Annotated in this window: 23 protein-coding genes and 1 pseudogene; 14 read left to right on the forward strand and 10 right to left on the reverse strand. The window is 72.2% G+C overall.

Translation table 11 applies throughout. The features are described 5' to 3' along the window. The first annotated feature begins 89 nt into the window (after positions 1 to 89). Complete coding sequence (locus VH969_RS24800) at positions 90 to 434, forward strand: DMT family transporter (RefSeq protein WP_331978308.1); 345 nt, start codon at positions 90 to 92, stop codon at positions 432 to 434. Further along, complete coding sequence (locus tag VH969_RS24805; RefSeq protein WP_331978310.1) at positions 431 to 997, forward strand: TetR/AcrR family transcriptional regulator; 567 nt, start codon at positions 431 to 433, stop codon at positions 995 to 997. The genes VH969_RS24800 and VH969_RS24805 overlap by 4 nt, the downstream gene beginning before the upstream one ends. Here VH969_RS24805 and VH969_RS24810 read toward each other — a convergent pair. The 3 genes from VH969_RS24810 to VH969_RS24820 form a co-directional block, all read right to left on the reverse strand. After that, entirely contained in the window at positions 975 to 1,106 is a 132-nt protein-coding gene (locus VH969_RS24810; RefSeq protein WP_331978312.1) for an MFS transporter small subunit, read from the reverse strand. The two genes, VH969_RS24805 and VH969_RS24810, sit on opposite strands and share 23 nt — an antisense overlap. 3 nt (positions 1,107 to 1,109) lie before the next feature. Next, a complete protein-coding gene (locus VH969_RS24815) occupies positions 1,110 to 2,537 on the reverse strand; it encodes an OFA family MFS transporter (protein WP_331978314.1) in 1,428 nt (475 codons plus the stop codon). A 187-nt stretch (positions 2,538 to 2,724) separates the two neighbouring features. Next, positions 2,725 to 3,648, reverse strand: coding sequence for a LysR family transcriptional regulator (locus VH969_RS24820; protein WP_331978316.1), 924 nt, complete (start codon positions 3,646 to 3,648; stop codon positions 2,725 to 2,727). Between the two features lie 65 nt (positions 3,649 to 3,713). Here VH969_RS24820 and VH969_RS24825 point away from each other — a divergent pair, with 65 nt between their 5' ends. Then, positions 3,714 to 4,679 (forward strand): isoaspartyl peptidase/L-asparaginase family protein, encoded by a 966-nt coding sequence (locus VH969_RS24825; RefSeq protein ID WP_331978318.1) that lies wholly within the window; start codon positions 3,714 to 3,716, stop codon positions 4,677 to 4,679. 23 nt (positions 4,680 to 4,702) lie between these two features. Here VH969_RS24825 and VH969_RS24830 read toward each other — a convergent pair whose 3' ends face one another. The 3 genes from VH969_RS24830 to VH969_RS24840 all read right to left on the reverse strand — a co-directional run bounded on the left by VH969_RS24830 (position 4,703) and on the right by VH969_RS24840 (position 9,064). After that, the gene (locus tag VH969_RS24830) at positions 4,703 to 5,899 is read right to left on the reverse strand and encodes a M50 family metallopeptidase (RefSeq protein ID WP_331978389.1); all 1,197 of its coding nucleotides are present in this window, start codon (positions 5,897 to 5,899) and stop codon (positions 4,703 to 4,705) included. A gap of 152 nt (positions 5,900 to 6,051) precedes the next feature. Continuing rightward, on the reverse strand, positions 6,052 to 7,887 hold the full coding sequence (gene recQ / locus VH969_RS24835) for a DNA helicase RecQ (RefSeq protein WP_331978320.1): 1,836 nt from the start codon (positions 7,885 to 7,887) through the stop codon (positions 6,052 to 6,054). A gap of 55 nt (positions 7,888 to 7,942) precedes the next feature. Next, the gene (locus tag VH969_RS24840; RefSeq protein WP_331978322.1) at positions 7,943 to 9,064 is read right to left on the reverse strand and encodes a winged helix DNA-binding domain-containing protein; all 1,122 of its coding nucleotides are present in this window, start codon (positions 9,062 to 9,064) and stop codon (positions 7,943 to 7,945) included. A 187-nt stretch (positions 9,065 to 9,251) separates the two neighbouring features. Here VH969_RS24840 and VH969_RS24845 point away from each other — a divergent pair, with 187 nt between their 5' ends. From VH969_RS24845 to VH969_RS24875, 7 genes and pseudogenes are all read left to right on the forward strand, one after another. Next, positions 9,252 to 10,202, forward strand: coding sequence for a helix-turn-helix transcriptional regulator (locus VH969_RS24845; protein WP_331978324.1), 951 nt, complete (start codon positions 9,252 to 9,254; stop codon positions 10,200 to 10,202). Positions 10,203 to 10,295: 93 nt separating this feature from the next. After that, positions 10,296 to 10,709, forward strand: a complete 414-nt coding sequence (locus VH969_RS24850) for a YciI family protein (protein ID WP_331978326.1) — start codon at positions 10,296 to 10,298, stop codon at positions 10,707 to 10,709. 14 nt (positions 10,710 to 10,723) lie between these two features. Further along, entirely contained in the window at positions 10,724 to 11,152 is a 429-nt protein-coding gene (locus VH969_RS24855) for a YciI family protein (RefSeq protein ID WP_331978328.1), read from the forward strand. A gap of 96 nt (positions 11,153 to 11,248) precedes the next feature. Further along, positions 11,249 to 12,478: an RNA polymerase sigma factor gene (locus tag VH969_RS24860; RefSeq protein WP_331978391.1), complete on the forward strand. Its 1,230-nt coding sequence runs from the start codon at positions 11,249 to 11,251 to the stop codon at positions 12,476 to 12,478. A 56-nt stretch (positions 12,479 to 12,534) separates the two neighbouring features. Then, complete coding sequence (locus VH969_RS24865) at positions 12,535 to 13,560, forward strand: LacI family DNA-binding transcriptional regulator (RefSeq protein WP_331978330.1); 1,026 nt, start codon at positions 12,535 to 12,537, stop codon at positions 13,558 to 13,560. 25 nt (positions 13,561 to 13,585) lie between these two features. Continuing rightward, positions 13,586 to 13,927: pseudogene (locus VH969_RS24870) on the forward strand (bifunctional rhamnulose-1-phosphate aldolase/short-chain dehydrogenase); the annotation flags it as partial. Between the two features lie 258 nt (positions 13,928 to 14,185). After that, positions 14,186 to 14,758, forward strand: a complete 573-nt coding sequence (locus VH969_RS24875) for an FGGY-family carbohydrate kinase (RefSeq protein WP_331978393.1) — start codon at positions 14,186 to 14,188, stop codon at positions 14,756 to 14,758. A 51-nt stretch (positions 14,759 to 14,809) separates the two neighbouring features. Here the strand turns inward: VH969_RS24875 and VH969_RS24880 are convergent, their stop codons facing one another. Further along, positions 14,810 to 15,943, reverse strand: a complete 1,134-nt coding sequence (locus VH969_RS24880) for an epoxide hydrolase family protein (RefSeq protein WP_331978332.1) — start codon at positions 15,941 to 15,943, stop codon at positions 14,810 to 14,812. Between the two features lie 63 nt (positions 15,944 to 16,006). Here VH969_RS24880 and VH969_RS24885 point away from each other — a divergent pair, with 63 nt between their 5' ends. Continuing rightward, positions 16,007 to 16,960 carry a helix-turn-helix transcriptional regulator gene (locus tag VH969_RS24885; RefSeq protein WP_331978334.1) on the forward strand — a complete coding sequence of 318 codons (954 nt, stop codon included), beginning with the start codon at positions 16,007 to 16,009 and terminating at the stop codon, positions 16,958 to 16,960. A gap of 61 nt (positions 16,961 to 17,021) precedes the next feature. Beyond that, positions 17,022 to 17,606, forward strand: coding sequence for a hypothetical protein (locus VH969_RS24890; RefSeq protein WP_331978335.1), 585 nt, complete (start codon positions 17,022 to 17,024; stop codon positions 17,604 to 17,606). Positions 17,607 to 17,608: 2 nt separating this feature from the next. Here VH969_RS24890 and VH969_RS24895 read toward each other — a convergent pair whose 3' ends face one another. The 3 genes from VH969_RS24895 to VH969_RS24905 are packed head-to-tail and all read right to left on the reverse strand — an operon-like array spanning position 17,609 to position 22,386. After that, positions 17,609 to 20,581 carry an AfsR/SARP family transcriptional regulator gene (locus VH969_RS24895; RefSeq protein ID WP_331978336.1) on the reverse strand — a complete coding sequence of 991 codons (2,973 nt, stop codon included), beginning with the start codon at positions 20,579 to 20,581 and terminating at the stop codon, positions 17,609 to 17,611. An 18-nt stretch (positions 20,582 to 20,599) separates the two neighbouring features. After that, positions 20,600 to 21,466, reverse strand: a complete 867-nt coding sequence (locus VH969_RS24900) for an aldo/keto reductase (RefSeq protein WP_331978337.1) — start codon at positions 21,464 to 21,466, stop codon at positions 20,600 to 20,602. A gap of 41 nt (positions 21,467 to 21,507) precedes the next feature. Beyond that, on the reverse strand, positions 21,508 to 22,386 hold the full coding sequence (locus VH969_RS24905) for a 2-hydroxy-3-oxopropionate reductase (protein ID WP_331978338.1): 879 nt from the start codon (positions 22,384 to 22,386) through the stop codon (positions 21,508 to 21,510). Between the two features lie 244 nt (positions 22,387 to 22,630). Between VH969_RS24905 and VH969_RS24910 the strand changes: the two genes are divergently transcribed. Together VH969_RS24910 and VH969_RS24915 are read left to right on the forward strand one after the other, a co-directional pair. Further along, a complete protein-coding gene (locus VH969_RS24910) occupies positions 22,631 to 23,308 on the forward strand; it encodes a GntR family transcriptional regulator (protein WP_331978395.1) in 678 nt (225 codons plus the stop codon). Between the two features lie 120 nt (positions 23,309 to 23,428). Beyond that, complete coding sequence (locus VH969_RS24915; protein ID WP_331978339.1) at positions 23,429 to 23,746, forward strand: putative quinol monooxygenase; 318 nt, start codon at positions 23,429 to 23,431, stop codon at positions 23,744 to 23,746. Positions 23,747 to 23,778 lie beyond the last annotated feature (32 nt).

The following is a 23,778-nucleotide window of genomic DNA, read 5'->3' on the forward strand; positions in this document are numbered from 1 at the left end:
CCTCAGGGTGGGTGGGGGAGCGTTCAGTTCTACCGCGTCGACACTTCGTTGCCTAGGGCCAGGTGGCGTGTACATTTGTTCATGTACAGATGTACATGAACGAGGAGACGGCCGTGCCCTACGTGTTCCTGCTGCTGGCGATCGCCGTCGAGGTGGTGGCCACCAGCCTGCTCAAGCTCAGCGACGGTTTCACGAAGCTCTGGCCGACCGCCGGCTCGCTCGTGGGCTATGCGGCGGCGTTCGTGCTGCTCGCCATCGTGGTGCGAACCGTGCCGGTCGGGGTGGCGTACGCGGTGTGGGCGGGGCTCGGCACGGCGGCGATCGCGGCGGTCGGCGTGCTGTTCCTGAACGAGTCGGTCAACTTCGCCAAGATCGCCGGCATCCTGCTCGTGATCGGCGGCGTGGTGACGCTCAACCTGGGTGGTGCGCATTGAATGCGCGGCGGGACCCCGAGGGCCGGCGCCGCGCGATCGTGCGCGCGGCGGTCGAGGAGATCGCGGAGGTCGGCGTCGGGAACGTGACGCACCGGCGGATCGCCGCGCGCGCGGGTGTCCCACTCGGATCCACGACGTACTACTTCCCGACGCTCGACGACCTCGTCTCGGCCGCGCTGCGGGAGGCCACCGAGACCGCCCGCGCACACCTCGAGGCGTGGGCCGACGAGCTGACCGCGAGCGAGGACCTCGGTGGCACGTTCGTCGACCTGGCCCGCCGCTACCTCGCCGACCGCGACCAGGCGCTGCTCGAGTACGAGCTGTGCCTCGCCGCGACCCGCACGCCGCAGCTGCGGCCGGCCGCGCAGCTGTGGATCGACGGGCTGCGCGGCATCTGCGCGCGGTTCTCGGGCGGGCCGGAACGCGGGTTCGCGCTCGCCGCGCTCGTGGACGGCGCGCTGCTGGAGGCGCTCGTGACCGGCGACGAGCTCGACGCCGACGGTCTGCGCGCCGGCGTCGAGTCGCTGGTGGGCCGGGCGGTCAGCCCCCGAACAGGGGGATGACCGACTTGATCGTGTTGTAGAGGCCGTACGCGAGCGGGATCCCGACGACGAGCCAGGAGATCCACAGCCGGACGGTCTGCGTGCCGCTCGTGGCGGTGGGTTCGGTCATGGCCTACCTCGTTCCGCTCGCGCTGGTGTCTTCCGTCGCGGCCGCCTCGGCGAACGCGTCGGTGCGCTCGGCAGCCTCGTGGAACCGGTCGGCTACCGGGCGGATCAGCAGGTTCGCGATGAAGCCGATCGCCAGCACACCGACCATCGTGAACAGCGCGGGCCGGTAGTCGGCGGCGACCAGCTCGCCCGGCTTGCCCCGCGCGTCGAGGAAGCCGTTGATGATCAGGGGCCCGGCGATGCCGGCGGCCGACCACGCGGTCAGCAGCCGGCCGTGGATCGCGCCGACCTGGTAGGTGCCGAACAGGTCACGCAGGTAGGCAGGCACGGTCGAGAAGCCGCCGCCGTAGAAGGAGATGATGATGCCGGCGAGCAGCACGAAGACCGCGGTGGCCGAGTGCCCGACGGTGGCCAGCAGCACGTAGAGGATCATGCCGACGCCGAGGTACATGACGTAGGTCGGCTTGCGGCCCAGGAAGTCCGAAGTGGACGACCAGCCGAAGCGACCGGCCATGTTGAACAGTGACAGCAGACCGACGAACGCCGTCGCGGCCGTGCCCGCGACGCTGGACGTGGTGCCCTCGCGGAAGAAGTCCTGGATCATCGGCGCGGCCTGCTCGAGGATGCCGATGCCGGCGGTGACGTTGCAGAACAGGACCGTCCACAGTAGCCAGAACTGTGGCGTCTTGATCGCGTTCGCGGCCGACACGTTCGCCGTCGTGACGAGCGGCTTCGCCCTGAGCTTCGCCGGGTCGAAACCGGCCGGCGCCCAGCCCGGTGGCGGCACCTTCACGGTGAAGACACCGAACATCATGACGATGAAGTAGATGACGGCGAGCGTCAGGAACATCGCCGCGACCGCGCTCCCGGACGCGACCGAGGACGAGTTCGACGGGTCGTAGTCCGAGTCGTAGAGCGCCATCAGCTGGCGGGACAGCGGCGAGGCGATGAGCGCGCCGCCGCCGAAGCCCATGATCGCCATTCCGGTGGCGAGTCCCGGGCGGTCCGGGAACCACTTGATCAGCGTGGACACGGGGGAGATGTAGCCGATGCCGAGGCCGATGCCGCCGACGAACCCGTAGCCCAGGTACACCAGCCAGAGCTGGTTGGTGGTCACGCCGAGCGAGGCGATCAGGAAGCCGGCGCACCAGAAGCAGGTCGCGGTGAACATGGCGGCGCGGGGGCCGACCCGCTCCACCCACGTGCCCATCACGGCCGCGGAGACCCCGAGCATGACGATCGCGATCGAGAAGATGATCCCGATGGCGGTGAGGCTGGCGTCGAAGTGTTGCACCAGTGCCGTCTTGTAGACGCTGGTGGCATACGCTTGACCGATGCAGAGGTGAATCGCGAGTGCGGCGGGCGGAATCAGCCAGCGGCTGTAGCCGGGACCGGCCACCGTGTGTTCGCGATCAAGGAACGACAGCGCCAAGACGCACCTCCATGTGCCGTCCGGAGTGTCCTGAATGGACCTCGTAGCGCCAGAATGTGAGTAAGCAGACGCTACTGACCACGATGGTTGAGGGTCAAAACAATCTGAGTAATGACCTCATAAGTGAAGTTTATCACTCACGCTCGCCTGTTGCGGTTTGGAGATTTTTGTCGGGAATCGCGAAAACTCAGGTGAGATACCGCTGAAGCAGCGCGTCGAGCTCGGACTGGAGGTCCACCTGATGCGTGGTGTCCAGCAGGGCCCGGGCGAGCATCGGCTCGGGGTCGCGGTCGGCGAGGACGAGGCCGACCTGGTGCGCCCGGCGCGGCCGTTTGAGCGGCACGACCCGCAACCCTTCGGGTACGCCGAAGACGTGCAGCCACGCGTGCGCGATCACGCTCGACCATCGCTTGGTGCCGACGTGCGCGTAGATCGCGGACACCGTGTCGGCCTCCACCGACGGCGTCACCGTCACCCCTGCCTCGGCGAAGTTCCGGTCGAGGATCCGCCGGTTCTGCATCTCGGAGGACAGCATGCACAGCGGCGTGTCGGCGAGCTCCTCCCAGCCGACGGTCTGGTGGTCGGCGAACCGGCCGTCCGCCGGCGTGAGGAGCATGTACCGCTCGCGGTAGAGCGGGACGACGCGGACCGTGCCGAGCGGCTCACCGTCGATGTAGGTCATGCCGATGTCGAGGTCGAACTCGGCCAGCCGGTGCACGATCTCCCGTGAGGACAGCGACTCGATAGACACGCGGACCTGTGGGTGTGCCTCGGCGAGCGGCGTGGTGAGCAGCGAGGCGACGGTCAGCGCGGTCGGGATGGCACCGATGCGCAGCACGCCGGACAGCCCGCCGCGCATGCTCGCGAGCTCGTGGCGCATCGCGTCCTGCTCGGCGAGGATCCGGTGGGCCCACAGCAGTACCTGCTTGCCCTCGGGCGTGAAGCCCTCGAACCGCTGCCCACGCTGGACGATCTGGACGTCCAGCTCGGCCTCGAGCTTGCGGATGGCGGCGGAGAGCGCCGGCTGGGAGACGTGACAGGACTCGGCAGCGCGCCCGAAGTGGCCCTCGCGCGCCAGCGCGCTCAGGTACTCCAGCTGGCGCAGCAACATGGCCAAGACATACCCGCAAAGCCGCCGAAGGTAAAGCGGACCTGTCGGACGAGTAGGTTGATCTCATGCCGGCCGCCCACTCTAAGCCTGGCGGATCGGCGATCCGCGACGTCGTCCTCGCGGTGCACGGTGGTGCCGGATCGGTACCGCGCGGCAGTATCTCCGACGAGCGCGAGCTGGCCTACCACGAGGGGCTGACCGCGGCGCTGCGCGCGGGGCAGCGGGTGCTCGACGGCGGCGGATCGAGCCTGGACGTGGTCGAGGCGGCCGTGCGGGAGCTCGAGGATCATCCGAACTTCAACGCCGGCCGCGGCGCGGCCTTCAACGCCGATGCCGGACACGAGCTGGACGCCTCGATCATGAACGGCCGGGACCTGTCGGCGGGTGCCGTGGCCGGGGTCCGGCACGTGCGCAATCCCATCTCGCTCGCGCGGCTGGTGATGGAGAGGTCGGATCACGTGCTGCTGGCCGGGGACGGCGCGGAGGCGTTCGCGTTGCGCCACGGCGTGCCGTACTCCACTCAGGACTACTTCTTCACCCAGCGCCGGTGGGACGCGTTGCTGGCGGCGAAGAAGCCGGAGGCGCCGCGGTCGCGCGGCGGTGGCACCGTCGGCGCGGTGGCGGTGGACCGGTCGGGCGACATGGCGGCGGCGACCTCGACCGGTGGCATGACCAACATGCTGGCCGGCCGGATCGGCGACTCCCCGGTGATCGGCGCCGGCACGTACGCGGACAACCGCACGGTCGCGGTGTCGTGTACGGGCACCGGCGAGGTCTTCCTGCGCGGTGTTGCCGCGTACGACATCGCCGCGCTGATGGCGTACACGGGTGCGCCGGTGGACCACGCCGCGGGCACGGTGATCCTCGAGAAGATCCCGGGCCTCGGCGCGCTGGGCGGTGCGATCGCCCTCGACCCGGATGGCGCGCTGTCGACCCCGCACAGCAGCGAGGGCCTCGTGAACGGCTACCTGACCCGCGACGGCAAGATCGTCACGCGCGTGTACGACGACGAGACACCCGCCGCAGGCTGAGCGCGCCTGGTTACCGAGTCCGGTTACTGGGTCAACCTGATCGGGTTCACGATGTCGGCGGTGATCGTCAGCAGCATGACCGCGCCGCCGATGAGCACCAGCACCATCGTCACGGTGGACAGACGGGTGAAGTCGACCGGCGCGGCCGCGGCCTTGCCCCGGCGCTCACGCAGCCAGTTGCGGACGCGCTCGTAGGCGATGATCGCGATGTGGCCGCCGTCCATCGGCAGCAGCGGCAGCAGGTTGAACACACCCATGAAGAAGTTGAGGCCGGCCAGCAGGAGGAAGAACAGCTGCCACAGCCCGGCCTGGACGGCCTCGCCGCCGATCCGGCTCGCACCGACCACGCTCACCGGCGTGTTCGGGTCGCGCTCGGCGCCGAAGATCGAGCTCACCACGGCCGGGATGCGTTGCGGGAACTCGGTGAGCTTCACCGCGGTCTGACCGATCATCTCGGCCGAGAAGCTCGCGGTCGCACCGAAGGCGTCGACCGGACCGTAGGTGAACGACGTCGCGGCCGAGATGCCGGCGACGCCGACCGCGGCCTCGGCGCCCGGCCGTTCGAGCCGCGGCACGTCGACGGTCAGATGCAGTGTCTCCTCGCCTCGGCGGACGTCGAAGACCGTGGGTCCCTGCGCCTTCCGGACGGCGGCGACCATCGCCGGCCACGTCGGGGTGGCCATGCCGCCGACCCCGACGATCTCGTCGCCGGGTCGGATGCCGGCTTCCTGCGCGGGGCCGCCCGAGCCGGGCGGGCACGTGGGATTGGCGAGCTGGGCGTCGGTGCGCGCGTCGGTCACGCACGCCGACACCTGCGACACGACCGGCTTCTGCGTCAGGTTCGGCAGCCCGAGCGTCGCGGCGAGCAGGTACAGGACGAGGAACGCCAGGGCGAAGTGGGTGATCGGGCCGGCGAGCATGACCGCGGTCCGCTTCCACGCCTTCTGCTTCCACATCGCGCGGCGCTCCTCGTCGGGCGTGAGCTCGTCGAGGGTCGTCATGCCGGCGATGTCGCAGAAGCCGCCGAACGGCAGGGCCTTCAGCCCGTACTCGGTCTCCCCGCGGCGGAAGGAGAACAAGGTGGGCCCGTAGCCGACGAAGTAGCGGCGCACCTTCATGCCGAACGCCTTGCCGGCGAGCAGGTGCCCGGCCTCGTGCAACGCGAGCGAGACGCCGATGCCGAGAGCGAACAGAACGACGCCGAGGATGTACGCCACCACGGTCCCCTTTTGCACCCGGTCCCCGACCGGCTCCGACAGTGGCATCGCCGAGGTGAAACCCGCGTGTGCGCCGCGCCGGCCGCCGCTTTCTGAGCCGCACGGGCAAGGCGATCGACGTCCTCGCGGACGGCCGCTCGTACGCGGACCGGGGCTTACGCGGCCAGGGTGTCGAGGATCTGCTGGCCGTACTTCGCGAGCTTGTTCTCGCCCACGCCGTTCACCGCGCCCAGTTGGGCGAGCGTGGTCGGGGACTCGGTGGCGATCTGGCGCAGCGTGGCGTCGTGGAAGATCACGTATGCCGGGACGCCCTGCTCCTTCGCGGTGGCGGCGCGCCAGGCGCGAAGGCGTTCGAAGACCGGGCGCGCCTCGGCCGGCAGCTCGGCCTGCGTCGCGGCCGGCTTGCCGCGCGACGCGGAGCGAGCCGCGCGTTTCGGTTCGTGCCGCAGGCGGACCTCGCGACGGCGACCGAGGACCTCGCCGCTCGCCTCGGTCAGCACCAGCGTGCCGTGGTCGCCCTCCACGGTGAGCAGGCCCTGCGCCAGGAGCTGGCGCACGACGCCGCGCCACTCGGGCTCCGACAGCTCGGTCCCGACGCCGAACACGGTCAGCGAGTCGTGGCCGAACTGCGTGACCTTCGCGGTCGTGCGGCCGAGCAGGATGTCGACGACGTGCCCGACACCGAACTTCTGCCGCCGCTCGCGGTCGAGCCGGTACACCGCCGAGAGCACCTTCTGCGCCGGGACGGTGCCGTCCCACGACTCCGGCGGCGACAGGCACGTGTCGCAGTTGCCGCACGGCTCCGCGCGCTCGCCGAAGTAGTTGAGCAGCTGCACCCGCCGGCACTCGACCGTCTCGCACAGCGCGAGCATCGCGTCGAGGTGGGTCCCCAGCCGCCGCCGGTGCGCGTCGTCGCCCTCCGAGGTGGCGATCATCTTGCGCTGCTGCACGACGTCCTGCAGTCCGTACGCCAGCCACGCCGTCGACGCCAACCCGTCCCGGCCGGCGCGGCCGGTCTCCTGGTAGTAGCCCTCGACCGACTTCGGCAGGTCCAGGTGCGCGACGAACCGCACGTCCGGCTTGTCGATGCCCATGCCGAACGCGATCGTCGCGACGACCACCAGACCGTCCTCGCGCAGGAACCGCGCCTGGTTCGCCGCGCGGGTCCGGGCATCCAGGCCCGCGTGGTAGGGCAGCGCCTCGATCCCGTTCTGCGTCAGGAACGCGGCCGTGCGCTCGGTCGAGGCACGCGACAGGCAGTAGACGATGCCCGCGTCGCCCTTGTGCTCGGTGGACAGGAGCTCGAGCAGCTGCTGCTCCGGCTTGTTCTTCGCGACGATGCGGTACTGGATGTTCGGCCGGTCGAAGCTCGCGACGAAGTGCCGCGCCTCGGTCAGGTCCAGCCGGGTCGCGATCTCCTTGCGGGTGGCCTCGGTGGCGGTGGCGGTCAGCGCTATCCGCGGCACGTCCGGCCAGCGTTCGTGCAACGCCGAAAGCTGCAGGTAGTCCGGGCGGAAGTCGTGGCCCCACTGGGCGACGCAGTGCGCCTCGTCGATGGCGAACAGCGCGACCGTGCCGCGGTCGAGCAGCCGCAGCGTGGACTCGACGGTCAACCGCTCCGGGGCGAGGTACAGCAGGTCCAGCTCGCCGGAGAGGAACGCGGCCTCGGTCTGCCGGCGCTGCTCGAAGTCCTGTGTGGAGTTGAGGAAACCGGCCCGGACGCCGAGCGCGGTGAGCGCGTCGACCTGGTCCTGCATCAGCGCGATGAGCGGCGAGACGACCACGGCGACACCGTCGCGGACGAGCGCGGGAATCTGGTAGCAGAGCGACTTCCCGCCACCGGTCGGCATCAGCACGAGCGCGTCGCCGCCCCCGACGACGTGGTCGATGACCTCCTGCTGGTTGCCGCGGAAGGCGTCGTAGCCGAACACGCGGCGGAGCGTCTCGACGGTGCGCTGGGTCTGCGGGTCGGTGCCGGCGGGGAGAGTCACGCGGGCGATTCTATGGGCGAACCCCGACGGTTCCCGGGAGTTGTCCACAGGTGCCCTAGGCGTGTCCGCCGACCGTCACCTCACCGATGGTCAGCTCCGCCTTTCCCTCGAGGACCGTGCCGACCCGGTCGACCTGCTCGGCCAGCTCAGCGCGGCGGCTCTTGCTCAGCCGAGCGAACGGCTCGACGGTCACGCGGATCCGCCGGCCCGACCGTTTCTGGTGCCACTTCCCGCCGACGACCCCGTCGACCAGCAGCACCTGGACGTTCCCGGCCGCCCGGGTGGCCGCCACGCCGGGGTAGAGCCGCGCCTTGTCGTTGCCGACCGCGTACGCGTACGGGTCGAAGTACGGCAGCAGCCGCACGCCGCGCGGTGGCTCGCCGGGCATGCCGGTGTCGCCCTTGCTCACCCACGCAACCTCGCCGCCCACCTCGACCTCCTCGAGGGCGGCCGCCGCGAACGCCGACCGCGCCCAGGCGTCCGTCGCGCCGATCCAGTTCGCGAACCGCGCGGGTGTCGACGGGCCGTACGCGTACAGGTAGTGCTCGAGCAACTCGGGCGTCGCGTCCGCGGCCGGCGCGAAGCCGGGCAGCCAGCGGCGCGGGCTGGTGTAGGTGACGTTGCGCCCGCGGGCGGGGCCGAAGCAGAGCGTGCCCCGGATCCCGGCGAGGTGCATGACCTGGCGCCAGCGCGGCCACTTGCCCTGGAACGCCTCCATGACGGGATCGCCGGCCCACGCCCCGCACGAGGCGACGACCGCGTCCGTCAGCTCGTCGACGGTCAGCTCCGCGTCGGCGACGGCGTGCTCGACGGCCGCGAGCACCGCCTCGGTCTGCTCCGCCGTGAGCCGCAGCGAGGCCGGCATCGGGTTGGACCAGGGCACGGCCGACAGCGCGCCGACCCACATCGGCAGGTCGCGGGTGGGCAGCAGGTGCACGGTGCCGCGCGGGCCGAACGTCTTGACCAGGCTCCGCTCGGTCCACAACGCGTGCCGCACGTCCGCCCGCGTCGCGCCGTCCAGCCGCAGCGCGATGCCCAGCTCCGCGGCGGAGAGGACCTGTGCGTGCGTGCCGGCGGTCGCGGTGACCACGTCCACCGGCGTGCCGGCCAGCGGCGCGGCGAGCCCGTGCCGTGCCAGCCGCCGCGCGCACACCTGCGACCAGCTCAGGCCCGTCATGGCGCGAACCGCTTCGCGCCCCTCACGTACGCCATCGCCACGACGTATCTCGGCTCGCACATGCGCTCGTCGACCTCCTCGGGTCAGCCCGGCCGCCCGCCGCCGGATCCACCACAGGTTGCCCAGCGGCCACGCTAACGGGCATATAGGCCGGATTCTGTCCTAGATGGGTGGCAATCTGACGGGCATGAGCGATCCGTCCGGCCGGCTGCTCGCGCTGCTGTCGCTGCTGCAGACCCCGCGCGAGTGGCCCGGCAGCGAGCTGGCGCGCCGCCTCGAGGTCAGCCCGCGCACGGTGCGCCGCGATGTGGAGCGGCTGCGCGAGCTCGGCTATCCGGTGCACGCGACGAAGGGCGCCGAGGGCGGCTACCGGCTCACCGCGGGCACCGCGATGCCGCCGCTGCTGCTCGACGACGAGGAGGCGGTGGCGATCGCGGTCGGGCTGCGAGCCGCGGCCGGGCAGGCGGTCGCCGGCATCGAGGAGGCGGCGGTCCGCGCGCTGACCAAGCTCGAGCGGCTGCTGCCGTCGCGGCTGCGCTACCGGGTCGGTGCGCTCGGCGCGGCCACCGTCGCGCTGCCGGCCGGCCAGGCGACCGTGGACCCGGCGCACCTCACCCTGCTCGCGGCCGCGATCGCGAACCGCGAGCGGGTCCGCTTCACCTACCGCACCGGCGACGGCGTCGAAGGCCGCCGGCTGGCCGAGCCGCACCGGCTCGTCTGCGCCGGCCGGCGCTGGTACCTGCTGGCGTTCGACACCCAGCGCGCCGACTGGCGGAGCTACCGCGTGGACCGCGTCAGCGAGCCGTTCGCCACCGGCGCCCGGGCAACGCCACGCGAGCTGCCCGAGCAGGATCCGGTCGCGTTCGTCACGGCGAAGATGTACTCCGGCGCGCCTACCTACGCCGCGGTGGCCACCCTCGACCTGCCCGCCGCGCCGGTACACCTCGGCGGGGTGAGCACACCGCTCGGCGGCGGGCGCTGCCGCTGGCAGAGCCCCGAGGACACGCTCGAGTGGCTGGCGTTCCGGCTGCTGACGCTCGGCTGCGAGGTCGAGGTGCACGAGCCGCCGGAGCTCGTCGACCACCTCCGCGCGGTCGCCGGACGGGCGCGCCGGGCGGCCGGCGGCGCGAAATCCTGACCGGTCCGGCTTGTCGATTTCGTGGATCCTCGTTCGACGCGTGGTCAGCGGCTAGGTTGACGCCTGCACGGAAGGGGTAGGACGTTGCGATTCATGGTCATCCGCAGGGCGGACGAGGAGACCGAGGCAGGGGTGCTGCCGAGCGAGGAGCTCCTCGACGCCATGTCGAAGTACAACGAGGAACTGGTGCGGGCCGGCGTGATGCTGGACGGGGTGGGCCTGCAGCCCAGCTCGAAAGGCGTGAAGGTGCGGTTCAGCGGTGGCCGGCCGGCCGTGATCGACGGTCCGTTCACCGAGGCCAAGGAGCTGATCGCAGGCTATTCGGTCATCGAGGCCGGCTCGCTCGCGGAGGTCGTGGAGCTGGTGAAGCGCTGGCCGAAGGTGGACGGCCACGGCAACGCGCAGATCGAGATCCGGCGCGTCACCGAGATCGAGGAGTTCGAGACCGCGAGCCCGGAGGCCGTCGAGACCGAACAGCGGATCCGCGCCGCCAGGGACAAGGCCTGAGGGAGGAGAGCGCCATGCGATTCATGGTGATGGTGAAGGGCGACTCGGACACCGAGGCCGGTGCGCCGCCGCCGACCGAGCTGCTGGACGCGATGACCCGGTACAACGAGGAGCTCGTTCGGGCCGGGGTCCTGCTCGACGCCAACGGCCTGGCGCCGTCGTCCGACGGCGCGCTCGTGTCGTTCTCGAACGGCGAGCCGACCGTGATCGACGGGCCGTTCGCGGAGGCCAAGGAGCTCGTCGCGGGCTACTGGGTGCTGGACGTGAAGTCCCTCGAGGAGGCCATCGAGTGGGTCAAGCGGGTTCCGGCCGACCCGGACGTCGAGGCGGAGATCGAGATCCGACCGGTCTTCGAGGGCACCGACTTCGGCGAGCAGATGACCGACGAGATCCGGGACCGGTTCGAGCGGATGGCGCGGTCGATCGCCGACAAGCGCGGTTGAGCACGGCGTTCTGGCTTGCCCTCGTAACGGGTGACCTGCTCTGATGGCGCCGTGGCGACGTTGGAGGTGCACCGGACGGTCGACGCGGTCTGGCGGATGGAGTCCGCGCGGTTGATCGCCGGGCTGGCCCGCATGGTGCACGACGTCGGGCTGGCCGAGGAGCTCGCGCAGGACGCGCTCGTCGCGGCGCTGGAGCAGTGGCCGGAGTCGGGCGTCCCGGACAACCCGGGCGCCTGGCTCATGGCCATCGCCAAGCGCCGCGCCATCGACCAGTTCCGCCGGCGGGAGACGCTCGAGCGCAAGGTCACCGAGCTGGGCCGGGACCTCGAGACGCAGGAGGGCCCGTCCGCCGAACCGGACTTCGACGCGATCGACAGCAACATCAGCGACGACATGCTGCGGCTGGTGTTCATCTCCTGCCACCCGGTGCTGTCGACCGAGTCGCGCGTGGCGCTCACCCTGCGCCTGCTCGGCGGGCTGACCACCGAGGAGATCGCGCGCGCGTTCCTGGTGCCGGAACCGACGATCGCGCAACGCATCGTGCGGGCCAAGAAGACGCTGGCGCAGAAGAAGATCCCCTTCGAGGTGCCGAACGCGAGCGAGCTGGGGGAACGGCTCGCGTCCGTGCTCGAGGTCGTCTACCTGATCTTCAACGAGGGCTACTCGGCGACCGGCGGCGACGACTGGATGCGGCCCGCCCTGTGCGAGGACGCGATGCGGCTGGGCCGGATCCTCGCCGAGCTCGTGCCGGCCGAGCGCGAGGTCCACGGGCTGGTGTCGTTGATGGAGATCCAGGCCTCGCGCTCCCGCGCCCGGCTCGGCCCGTCCGGCGAGCCCGTGCTGCTGTTCGACCAGGACCGCACGCGCTGGGACCGGCTGCTGATCCGTCGCGGGCTGGCCGCGCTCGCGCGAGCCGAGGCGCTGCCCGGCGAGGCCGGTCCGTACGAGCTGCAGGCGGCGATCGCGGCGTGTCACGCGCGGGCCGCAACGCCCGAGGACACGGACTGGGCCCGGATCGCGGCCCGCTACGCCCGGCTGGTGCAGCTGGTGCCGTCGCCGGTGATCGAGCTGAACCGCGCGGTCGCGATGGGCATGGCGTTCGGTCCCGACATCGGGCTGGAGATCGTGGACGAGCTCAACCAGGAGCCGTCGCTGAAGAACTACCACCTGCTGCCGTCCGTGCGGGGTGACCTGCTCGCCAAGCTGGATCGGCACGCCGAGGCGCACGCCGAGTTCAGCCGCGCCGCCGAGCTCACCCGCAACGAGCGGGAGCGAGCCCTGCTGCTGTCCCGCGCGAAGGACAGCGCGGCCGCCGCGGGGGCGTGACGCCGGGCGAATCCCAGCTGATCTAGCCTTTCGCCAGAGCAGGTGCGGGAGGGGCGATGACCAGCGGGTCGCCGGGCATGAAGGACGTTGCCGCGCGGGCAGGGGTGTCCGTCGGCACGGTGTCCAACGTGCTGAACCGTCCGCACCTGGTCAGCGAGGCGACGCGCACTCGCGTGCGGGCGGCCATCGTCGAGCTCGGGTTCGTGCGCAACGAGACCGCGCGGCAGCTGCGGGCCGGCCGGAGCCGGACCGTCGCCTACGTCGTGATGGACGCGGCCAACCCGTTCTTCAACGACGTCGCCCGCGGGGTCGAGGACGCCGCGCGCGCCGAGGGCATCGCGGTCTACCTCTGCAACAGCAACCAGGACGCCGCCCGCGAGCAGGAGTACCTGGAGCGGCTGCGCGAGCAGCGGGTGCAGGGTGTGCTGATCACCCCGATCGACCCGTCCGGGGAGCGGCTCGTGGAGATGCCCGACCGCGGCACGCCGGTGGTGCTGGTCGACTGCCAGGCGCCCGACCCGTCGTGGTGCTCGGTCGCGGTCGACGACGAGCTCGGCGGCGAGCTGGCGCTGACGCACCTGCTGGAGTCGGGCCACGAGCGGATCGCGTTCGTCGGCGGGCCGATGTCGGTGCCGCAGGTACGCGACCGCCACCGCGGCGCGCTGCGCGCGCTCACGGCGGCCGGCTACCCGGAGTCCGCGCTGACGCTGCTCCAGACCGAGGCCCTGCAGGTCGCCGAGGGCCGCCGGGCGGGGGAGCGGCTGGCCGGCCTGCCCGCCTCGTCCCGGCCGACGGCCGCCTTCTGCGCCAACGACCTGCTCGCGCTCGGCCTGTTGCAGGCGATGACCCGCCTGGGCCGGTCGGTGCCGGAGGACCTGGCCGTCGTCGGCTACGACGACATCGTGTTCGCCGAGGCGGCCGCGGTGCCACTGACGTCGGTGCGCCAGCCGCGCGAGCAGCTCGGCCGCACGGCCGCGAAGCTGCTGTTCGAGGAGGCCGCGGGCGACGCGGACCACGAGCACCAGCAGATCCGCTTCCGCCCGGAGCTGGTGGTGCGCGCGTCGACCCGCGTCGTGCGCTGAGGCCCTCGCCGGCGAGGTCGAGGCACTGGTGGCCCGGAGCAACCGCCTCGGCGCGGACCCCCGCAACACCAACTACGCGGGCGGCAACACGTCGGCCAAGGCCGCCGGCGCCGATCCGGTCCCCGGTGGCGGTGTGGAGTTGTTGTAGGTCAAGGGATCCGGCGGCGATCTCGGCACGCTGACCGAGGGCGGGCTCGCCGTGCTGCGGCTGGACCGGCTGCGCGCGCTCGCCGACGTCTACCCCGGGGTCGAGCACGAGGACGAGATGGTCGCCGCGTTCGACTACTGCCTGCACGGCAAGGGCGGCGCGGCCCCGTCGATCGACACCGCGATGCACGGGCGCGGTGCTGACGATCGCGTCCACCACGCAGCTGCTGGACGTCCGCGCCCGGACGTGGGCACCCGCTCTCGCGGCGGCTTCGGCGACGGGCTGCTGCCGCCGATCCGCGATCCGGGCACGTTCATCGGGTCCGCGGCCGAACTCGGTGGCACGCCGGTGATCGCGGTCGGGTCGCACGACACGGCGTCGGCCGTGGTCGGCGTGCCCGCCGAGGGGAAGCGGTTCGCCTACATCTCGTGCGGCACGTGGTCGCTGGCCGGCGTGGAGCTGGCCGCGCCGGTGCTGATGGGCCAGAGCCGGCGTGCGAACTTCACGAACGAGCTCGGCGTGGACGGCACGGTTCGGTACCAGCGCGACGTGATGGGTCTGTGGCTGCTCGAGGAGTGCTTGCGTGCCTGGCCCGGCGCGGACCGCTCGGCGCTGCTTGCCGAGGCCGCCACCCTCACCAGGTGCTCGGTGATCGACCCGGACGACCCGGTCTTCCTGCCACCCGGCGAGATGCCGGCCCGCATCGCCGAGGCGTGCCGCGCCACGGACCAGCCGGTGCCCGCGAGCCGCGCGGAGACGGTTCAGTCCATCATGGACAGTCTGTCGGCCGCGCACCACCGCGCGGTCGCCGTGGCGGCGGCGCTGTCCGGCCACGACGTGGACGTCGTCCACATCGTCGGCGGCGGCGCGCGGAACGCGTTGCTGTGCCAGCTGACCGCGGACGCCTGCGGCCTCCCGGTCGGGGCGACGGCGCTGGGCAACGTCCTGGTGCAGGCCCGCACACTGGGTGCCCTGCCGGGCGATCTGGCGACGCTGCGCGCCCTGGTTCGCGCCACACAGCCGACCGTCCACTACGAACCAACCGGCTGAGCGCGGGCGACCGGCACCCCGTCGCGCGGGGCGACGAGGTGCCGTGACCAGTCAACGGAGGTTGCCGAAGAAGGCGCGGATGTCACCGGCCACGAGGTCGGGCACCTCGAGGGCCGCGAAGTGGCCGCCGGTGTCGAAATGGCTCCAGTGCACGATGTTCGAGTTGTCCCGGTCCGCGAACGCCTTGATGGTCCGGAAGTCGTCGGCGAAGACGGCGACGCCGGTCGGGGCGGCGTTGACCGGCGTGGGGTCGTCCGTCGGCGCGTTGTCGTAGTAGGCGCGGGACATGCCGGCGGCGGCGTTGGTGAACCACGTGACGGTCACCTCCAGGATGATCGTCTCCAGCGGGACCAGCGACGTGCCGTTGCCGAAGGAGTTGAACAGCTCGCCGTAGGCGAGCAGCCCGACCGGCGAGTCGCTCAGCGCGGCCGCGATCGTCTGCGGGCGGCTGGCGTTCATCGTGTTGTAGCCGCCGACCTTCTGGAACCACTTGAGGTGTTCCAGGCCCGCGTAGTCCGCCGGGTCGAGGCGCTCGAACTCCGCCGGATCGCCGGACGGGAACGAGAACAGCTGCAGCACGTGCAGCCCGAGGAAGCCCTCCGGCGCCAGCAGCCCGAGCTCGCGGGCCACCACGGCGCCGTTGTCGGAACCGTGCGCGCCGTATCTCTCGTAGCCGAGGCGGCGCATGAGCGTGTCGTAGGCACGCGCGACGCGGGCGGCGTTCCAGCCGGTTTCCGGCACCGGGTTGGAGAAGCCGAAGCCGGGCGCGTCCGGTACCACGACGTGGAACGCGTCCTCGGCGCGCCCGCCGTACGCGACCGGGTCGGTGAGCCGGTCGATCATGTCGAGGTAGTCCACGGACGAACCCGGGTAGGTGTGGAGGAGCAGCAGCGGCGTCGCCCCGGCGTGCGGCGACTCGGCGTGGACGAAGTGCAGCGGCTGCCCGTCGATCTCGGTCATGAAGTGCGGGTGGGCGTTGATGCGCGTCTCCGCGGCACGCCAGTCGAACGCGCGCCACGCCTCGACGGCCTCGCGCAGGTAGTGGTTCGGCGTGCCGTGCTCCCAGCTGTCGCCGGGCGCGGGCCGCGGCAGCCGGGTGCGCTCGAGGCGGGTCATCAGGTCGTCCAGGTCTGCCTGCGGGATGTCGACGGTGAAGGGGCGGATGGTGGTGTCTGTGTTCGTCATGACCGGAACGCTACGGTGCCTATAGGAACGTTTGGTTCCTATTGAGCGGAGAGGATTCGCGGCATGTCCGACACGCCCGCGCGACTGCTCGCCCTGCTGTCGCTGCTGCAGTCCCGCCCGTTGTGGAACGGCACCGAGCTCGCCGCGCGGCTCGGCGTCACCACCCGCACGATCCGCAACGACATCGAGCGGCTGCGTGGCCTCGACTACCCGGTCGAGGCCACGCGCGGAGCGGTCGGCGGCTACCGGCTCGGCGCCGGGGGGAAGCTGCCTCCGTTGCTGCTCGACGACGAGGAGGCGGTCGCCGTCGCGATCGGGCTGCGCGCCGGGCGTGGCGTCAGCGGGCTGGAGGCGTCCAGCGCCCGCGCGCTCGCGAAGCTGGAACAGGTGCTGCCGCCCCGGCTGCGGCCCACGGTGGAGGCCGTCGCGTCGGTCGTCGAGCACGCCCCGGAGAACACCGGCACGGACGCGCCCGACCCCGAGGTCGACCCGGCCGTCCTGCGGACGATCGCCGCCGCCGTCCACGACGTCGAGTGGCTCCGTTTCGACTACCGCGACTCCGCGGACCCGCCGCTGCTGGTGGAGCCGTACCGCCTGCTCGCCTGGCAGCGGCGCTGGTACCTCGTCGCGCGCGACCCCGCGACCGGCGAGTGGGACATCCACCGCGCCGACCGGATCGTGCCGCGCATGCGCACCCACCGCCGCTTCACCCCGACGCCGCTGCCCGGCGGCGACTACACGGCGTTCACCATGCGCCGCGTCGCGAGCAGCGGGTGGAACGTGCACGCCCGGCTGCGGATCGACGCGCCGGCGCAGGCCGTGATCGACCGGATCAACCCGGCGGTCGGCGTCGTCGAGGCGGTGACCGAGACCAGGTCGGTTCTGGTCACCGGCGCCGACTCGCTCGACACGATCGCCGCGTACGTCGGCATGCTCGGCATGGACTTCACCGTCGACTCGCCGCCCGAGCTGCGCGTACTGCTGCACCGGCTCGCCGGTCGCTACGCCCGCGCGTGAGGGGCGGTCTCTCGTCGATTCCGGCCACGACCGGACCCGCCCGATGGCACCCTGTGTCGCCATGGCGGAGGTACGCGAGCGAGCGAATCGGCGGCTGGCCGCGTCACGGCTGCTGACGCCGTCCGCGCTCGGCCTGGCGCTGATCTGCTTCCTCTTCGGCTTCCTCGCCGTTTCCTGCGGAACGCCCGGCGGCTACGGCCGCACCGGCCAGGGTGGGGAAACCACGTACACCGGGCTCGACCTGGCCACCGGCACGCCGCCGACCGTCGACCCGGGGCACCTGCGCCCGGAGCTGGCCGGCCGCACCGACGATCTCGGCTGGCACCCCATGATCCTGCTCGCCGCCGTCGCCATCGCCGTCGGCATGGTCGCGGGCGCGGGCCGGTTCCGCCTGCGCCGCCGCGTGGTCGTCACCGCGACCGCGGCGGCGATCGTGCTGCTCGTCGCCGGCGAGCTCGTCGCCCGGCAACGGCTCGTCGACCAGGTCGCCGACCAGGTGCGGCGCCCGCTGCCGCCTGGCCACGCGGCCGCGGACTACGTCATGGTGGCCGGCGGGTTCAACGGGGCGCTCGTGCTCACCGGCTCGGTGCTCGCCTGTTTCGTCGTCGCGTACCTCAGACGTCGCTCGGCGGCGCGGACGACCTGACGTCAGGGCGGGGGGGACCAGAGCGGCGGCAGGTGCAGGCAGGCCTCGTCCAGGGCGAGGTCGGACAGGATCGCGCGGTACGCGGAGCGGCACGCCGCCGCCTCCGCGTCCGCGCCCAGTCGCGCGTGGACGATCGCCAGGCGGGCCAGCAACCGCGCCTCCTCCAGCGGGGATCGCAGCTGCCGCCACACCGCGAGCGACGCGGTCAGCGAAGACACGGCCGCGGCGGCCGCTCCGCGTGCCATCGCCAGGTCCCCGCGCGCTCGCAGCGACTCCGCGATCCCGTCGCGGTTGCGCATCGCCTCGAACTCCGGCTGCGCGTGGTCGAGCCGGGCCGTCGCGGACGACCAGCGGCCGCGGCGGATGTCGATGTCCGCACGGGTCTGCTCCACGTACGCCGCGTGCAGGTCGTCGCCCAGCTCGCGGGTGATCTCGGCGGCCTCGTCCAGTGCCGCGGCGGCGTCGTCGAGGCGCGCCGCGTCGATCAGCGTGTACGCGTAGATGATCAGGTTCTGCGCGGTCGCCCGGCGGTTGTCGCCGCTGCGGCGGATCGTGAGGGCGCGCTCGACCAGCTCCGGCGACGGCCTGCCCCGGTCGCGATCGGTCTCCGCCCGGTTCACCAGCAGCGGAGCCAGCACCCGGTCCGACTCCGTCGCCGCCGCCAGTCCCTCGTCGAACATGGCCGCCGCCTCCGCCAGCCGGCCCGCCCGGCGCATCGCGAGGCCCGCGTGCAGCAGCGCCCGCAGGAACCGGGTGTGGTCGTCCATCTCGCGCGCCAGGCGCAGCGCCTCGGCGGCCACCGACGCCATCTCGGCCGCCCGGCCCAGCTGCGCGTACACCGCGAACAACGCCTGCAACACCTTGAGCAGCAACGGTTCCGGCCCGTGCGCCCGCAACGCCTCGGCCGCCACCCGCAGCGCCTGCTCCCGCTCGTCGTCGTACGCGCGCAGCGTCAGGAACCCCGACACCCGCAGCGCCAGCTCGCCCGCCGGCTCCGCGTGCCCCTCGGCCGCCGCCTGCTCGATCGCCGTCGCCAGGTTGTGGCGCTCCGTCTCCAGCCACTTCCGCGGTTGCGTGCTCGCCGCCTCCGACGGCATCCGGCCGGCTACCGCGGCCAGGTCGGCGCTGTACGTCGTGTGGTGTGCCGCCCGCTGGTCGGCCTCCCCGGCGAGCGCGAGCCAACCGGACAGCATCCGCGACACGGCGGCCGCGCGCTCCGCGTCGGCGTCCTCCACCGACGCGCGCTCCGCGGCGAAGTCCCGCACCAGCCCGTGCAGCCGGTACCGCGACTGGCCCACCGCGTCGCGCCCGGCCGCCTCGACCAGGTGCACCTCGACGAGCTGGTCCAGCAGCCGCTCCGCCGGCCCGCCGAGCACCTCCCGCGCCACCCACGCCGGCCAGTTCGTCGCGCGCACCAGCCCGAGCCGGCGCAACAACGTCCGGTGCGGCTCGGCCAACGCCTGGTAGCTCAGCTCGATGCTGGCGCGCACGTTCAGGTCGCCGACCGCGAGCTCGTCCAGCCGGCCCCACTGCTGCGCCAGCCGCCGCCGGAAGTCCTCGAGTGTCCACTCCGGATGGACGGACAGCCGCGCCGCCGCGACGCACACGGCGAGCGGCAGGTTTCCGCACAGCTCCACGACCTCCGCGGCCGCGTCGGGCTCCGCCGACGCCCGGTCCGCGCCGATCACCGCCGCGAGCAACGCCACCGCGTCCTCGTCCGCAAGCACCGGCACCGACCACCGGGCCGCGCCGACCAGCGCGCCGAGCTGGCGGCGCGACGTGACCAGCGCCCGCGAGCCCGTAGACGCCGGCAACAGTGGCCGCACCTGCTCCTCACCGGCCGCGTCGTCGAGCACCACCAGCATTCGCCGCTGCGCGAGCAGGCTGCGGTACAGCCCGGCCCGCTCGTCCGGGTCGTCGGGCAGGCTCGGGCCGTCCACGCCGAGCGTGCGCAGCAGCCGGCCCAGCACCGTGTGCGGGTCGGCCGGCGGGTCGTGCGTGCCACGCAGGTCCGCGTAGAGCTGGCCGTCCGGGAACTCCGCCGCGAGCCGCTGCGCCGCCGCGAGCGCGAGCGTCGTCTTGCCCACCCCGCCCGGCCCGACGAGCACGCGGACCAGCCCGGCCGCGTCGTCGTCGCGGGTCAGCTCCGCGCAGATCTCGCCGATCAGCTTGTCCCGCCCGGTCAGCACCGACGTCGGCGCCGGCAGCTGGCGCGGCACCGGCGGGCCCGCCGCGGTCACGCTCTCGCCACGCAGGATCCGCTGCTCGAGCCGGCGCAGCGGCGGGCCGGGTTCCACGCCCAGCTCGTCGGCCAGCCGCCGGTACAGGTCGCGGTACGCGCCGAGCGCCTCGGCCCGGCGGCCGGACGCGGCCAGCGCGGACATGCGCAGCTCGTGCAGCCGCTCGCGGTACGGGTGCTCGGCGAGCAGCGGCTCGACGTCGCGGAGCACGTCGTCGTACCGCTCGAGCGCGAACTGCGCGTCCAGCCGCGCCTCGGCCGCCGTCAGCCGCTCGCCGTGCAGCACCTGCCGGATCGGCCCGGCGAGCTCGTCGGCGACGTCCGCGAGCGCCGGGCCGCGCCACAGCGCGAGCGCTTCCGCGAACAGGTCCGCGGCCGACGCCGGGTCGCCCGCCGCCGTGGCGTCCCGGCCGGCCGCCACCAGCTCGCGGAAGCGGAGCACGTCGAGCCGGTGGTCGCCGAGCCGCAGCTCGTACCCGGTCGCGCGGGTGAGGATCAGGCCGTCGGTGTCGTAGGCACGCAGCCGGCGCCGCACGTTGCTGATCAGGTTGTGCAGCTGCGCGCGGGCCGTGCTGGGCGGGTCGTCCCACAGCGCGTCGACCAGCCGGTCCAGCGAGGTCAGCCGCCCCGCGTTGAGCAGCAACGTGGCCAGCACGAACCGTTCACGTCCGCTGCCGGCCGGTACCGACGTTCCGTTGTGCCGGGCTACCACCGGCCCCAGGAGCCCGAACTCCACCGGACGAGTCTTGCAGAGCTAGTGTCCCGCGGTGTCGAGCATGGTGATCTCATCGGCCGACAGCGAGAGGTCTGTCGCCTTGACCGAGTCGAGGATCGTCTCCGGCCGCGACGAGCCCGGGATCGGGATCACCACCGGCGACTTCGCCAGCATCCACGCGAGGCACACCTGCTGCGGGCTGGCCCCGTGCGCGTCCGCGACCTGCGCGAACGGGCGGAACATGGACCCGAGCTCGGCCGCGTGCGAGGCGCCCGCGAGCGGCCCCCACGGCAGGAACGCGATGCCCATCCCGGTGCACAGGTCGAGCTCGGGCTCGCTTTCGCGAAACCGCGGCGAGAACTCGTTCTGCACGCTCACCAGCCGCCCGCCCAGGATGTCGTTCGCGAGCCGGATCCGGTCCGGGTCGGCGTTCGAGATGCCGGCCATGCGGATCTTGCCGGCGTCGAGCAGGTCGCGGATGGCGCCGATCGAGTCCGCGTAGTCGACCTTCGGGTCCGGTCGGTGGAACTGGTACAGGCCGATCGCCTCCACGCCGAGCCGCTTGAGCGACGCGTCGCACGCCTGCTTGAGGTGCTCCGGTGAGCCGTCGAGCGTCCACGAGCCGTCGCCGGGCCGCAGGTGGCCGCCCTTGGTGGCGACGAGGACCTCGGAGGTGTCGCCGCCGTAGCTCGCGAGCGCCCGCGCGATGAGCGACTCGTTGTGGCCGACCTCGCCCGCGTGCCAGTGGTAGGCGTCGGCGGTGTCGATCAGGGTCACGCCCGCGTCCAGCGCCGCGTGCACGGTCGCGACCGAGCGCTTCTCGTCGGGGCGGCCCTCGATCGACATCTGCATGCCACCGAGACCGATCGCGCTGACCTGCACGTCCCCGATGCGGCGAGTCTGCATGGTGTTCCCTTCGCCGGGTGTGCTCGTCCGTCACCCAGTCTTCATGAGCGGCCGGCGAGCTGCTCTATGACGAGCAGCACGGCCGAGTGGTCGAGGCCGCCGTGCCCCTGCGCCTTCGCGGCGGCCATCAGCTGCGCCATGGTCGCGCCGAGCGGGATCACCACGCCGGCCGAGCGGGCCGACTCGAGCAGGATGCCGAGGTCCTTGTGGTGCAGGTCGATCCGGAAGCTCGGGGTGAAGTCGCGGCCGAGCATGGCGGGCGACTTGCGGTCGAGGATCGTGCTGCCGGCGAGCCCGCCCCCGATCACCTCCATGGCCGACGCGAGGTCGACGCCGTGCGCGGCGAGGAACACCACCGCCTCGGCGAGCAGCCCCAGGTGGCCGGCTGTGAGCAGCTGGTTCGCCGCCTTCACCGTCTGACCGGCGCCGGCCCGACCGACGTGCACGATCGTCGTGCCCAACGCCCGCAGCAGCGGCAGCGCGGCCTCGAAGTCCGCCTCCGCGCCGCCGACCATGATCGACAGCTTGCCGTCCACCGCGCCCTGCTCGCCGCCGCTGACCGGTGCGTCGAGCGCGCGCAGGCCGGCGTTCGCGGCATGTTCGGCGACGGTCCGCGCGGTCGCTGGCGCGATCGTGCTCATGTCGACGAGCAGCGTGCCCGTGGCGGCCGTGGCGAGCACGCCGTCGTCGCCGAGCACGACCGCCTCGACGTCGGGGGAGTCGGGCAGCATCGTGAACACGACCTCGGCGCCGCGCACCGCCTCGGCCACCGAGCCCGCCGCGGTGCCGCCGGACCCGGCGAACGTGGCCGTCCGGCCGGGGCTGCGGTTGAACCCGCTGACCTCGTGTCCGGCGCGCACGAGGTTCGTCGCCATCGGCAGTCCCATGGTGCCGAGCCCGACGAACGCGATCCGGGTCATGGTTCCTCCTATTGCCGGATACAGCTGTCTGATGCCGCTCGTTCGGACGCTACCGGGGGCCCACGTCTACCGTCGGTCGGTGTTCCGATAGACACAGGCCCCCGTATGGACCACTTCCGCTGGTTCGGGGCGTACGGTCGGTGAACAGACACATTGACGACTTGCGGAAATAGGCAAACAATGCCCGTACTGGGTGACTCACCGTCGGTGGGTAGCGAAAACTGGGGAATGGGGAGATCGGGTGATGGCCAACGCGAGATCCGGCCGTTCCGCCGCACGTTTGCCAGAACCGGTCAACAAGATCACGCCGTACCAGCGACTGAAGGAAGCCATTCGCGCGGGCGAGCTGATACCGGGGCAGCAACTGGTGGAGTCGGTCCTGGCGGAATGGTGCGAGGTGAGCCGCACGCCGATTCGGGAGGCGTTGTCGAAGCTGCAGCACGACGGGCTGGTCGAACGCAACGACCGGGGTCTTGTCGTGCGGGAACGCAGTCCCGAAGAGGTCCTGGACATCTACGAGACGCGGATCGCGCTGGAGGGCACGGCGGCTCGGATGGCCGCGGAGCGGCGCAACTCGCACGACTTGATCCTGTTGCGCCGGGCAATGGGTCGGCTGGAGGTCTCGAGCACGGATGACGTGGACGCGATGGTCCGGGCCAACCGGCAGTTCCACACCGCGGTGTGGCGGGCCAGTCACAATACGTCGCTGATCGACCTGCTCGAGCGGCTGGACCTGCATCTGGTGCGGTACCCGGCGAGCACGCTCGAATCGCCGGGGCGCTGGGAACGCTCAAACGAGCAGCATCACGCAATTGTCGACGCGATCGAGGCGCGGGACAGCGACGGCGCGGAGAAGTGTGCCGTCAGTCACTTCACCGAGGCGCGCGACATCCAGCTGGCGTTGTTCGACGACGCATTGTGAATTGGCGCCGGATGGAATTTCGGTGATCGAAATCGTGAATCGTGCGCATGATTTCTGTGGCACGTCGGCCGTGTCGCGTCCGTCCAATGGCGGTCGCGCGCGGCCTGGCAGGCTGCCCGCGTGCGATACGGATATCTGGCGACCATGGGCACGAAGCCGGGCCACCGCGACGACCTGGTGAAGATCCTCCTCCGCGGCGAGAACGGGCTGCGCTCGGCGGGCTGTGAGCTGTACGTGGTGGGACACGCGGAATCGGACCCGGACACGGTGTGGGTGTACGAGGTGTGGCGGAGCAAGGCCCACCACGACGCGTCGCTGGCGCTTCCGGAGACGAGGGCGGCGATCGCCGGCGCCATCCCGCTGCTGTCCGGCGAGCGCACCGGCCAGGAGCTGCTCATCGCCGGCGGCCTCGGCCTGCCCGCCGAGCCCCGCACGTAGCCACACGCGAGCCCGGCGGAGTGGCCACAACC

It is taken from the genome of Actinophytocola sp., from assembly GCF_036555685.1.
GTDB lineage: Bacteria > Actinomycetota > Actinomycetes > Mycobacteriales > Pseudonocardiaceae > Actinophytocola.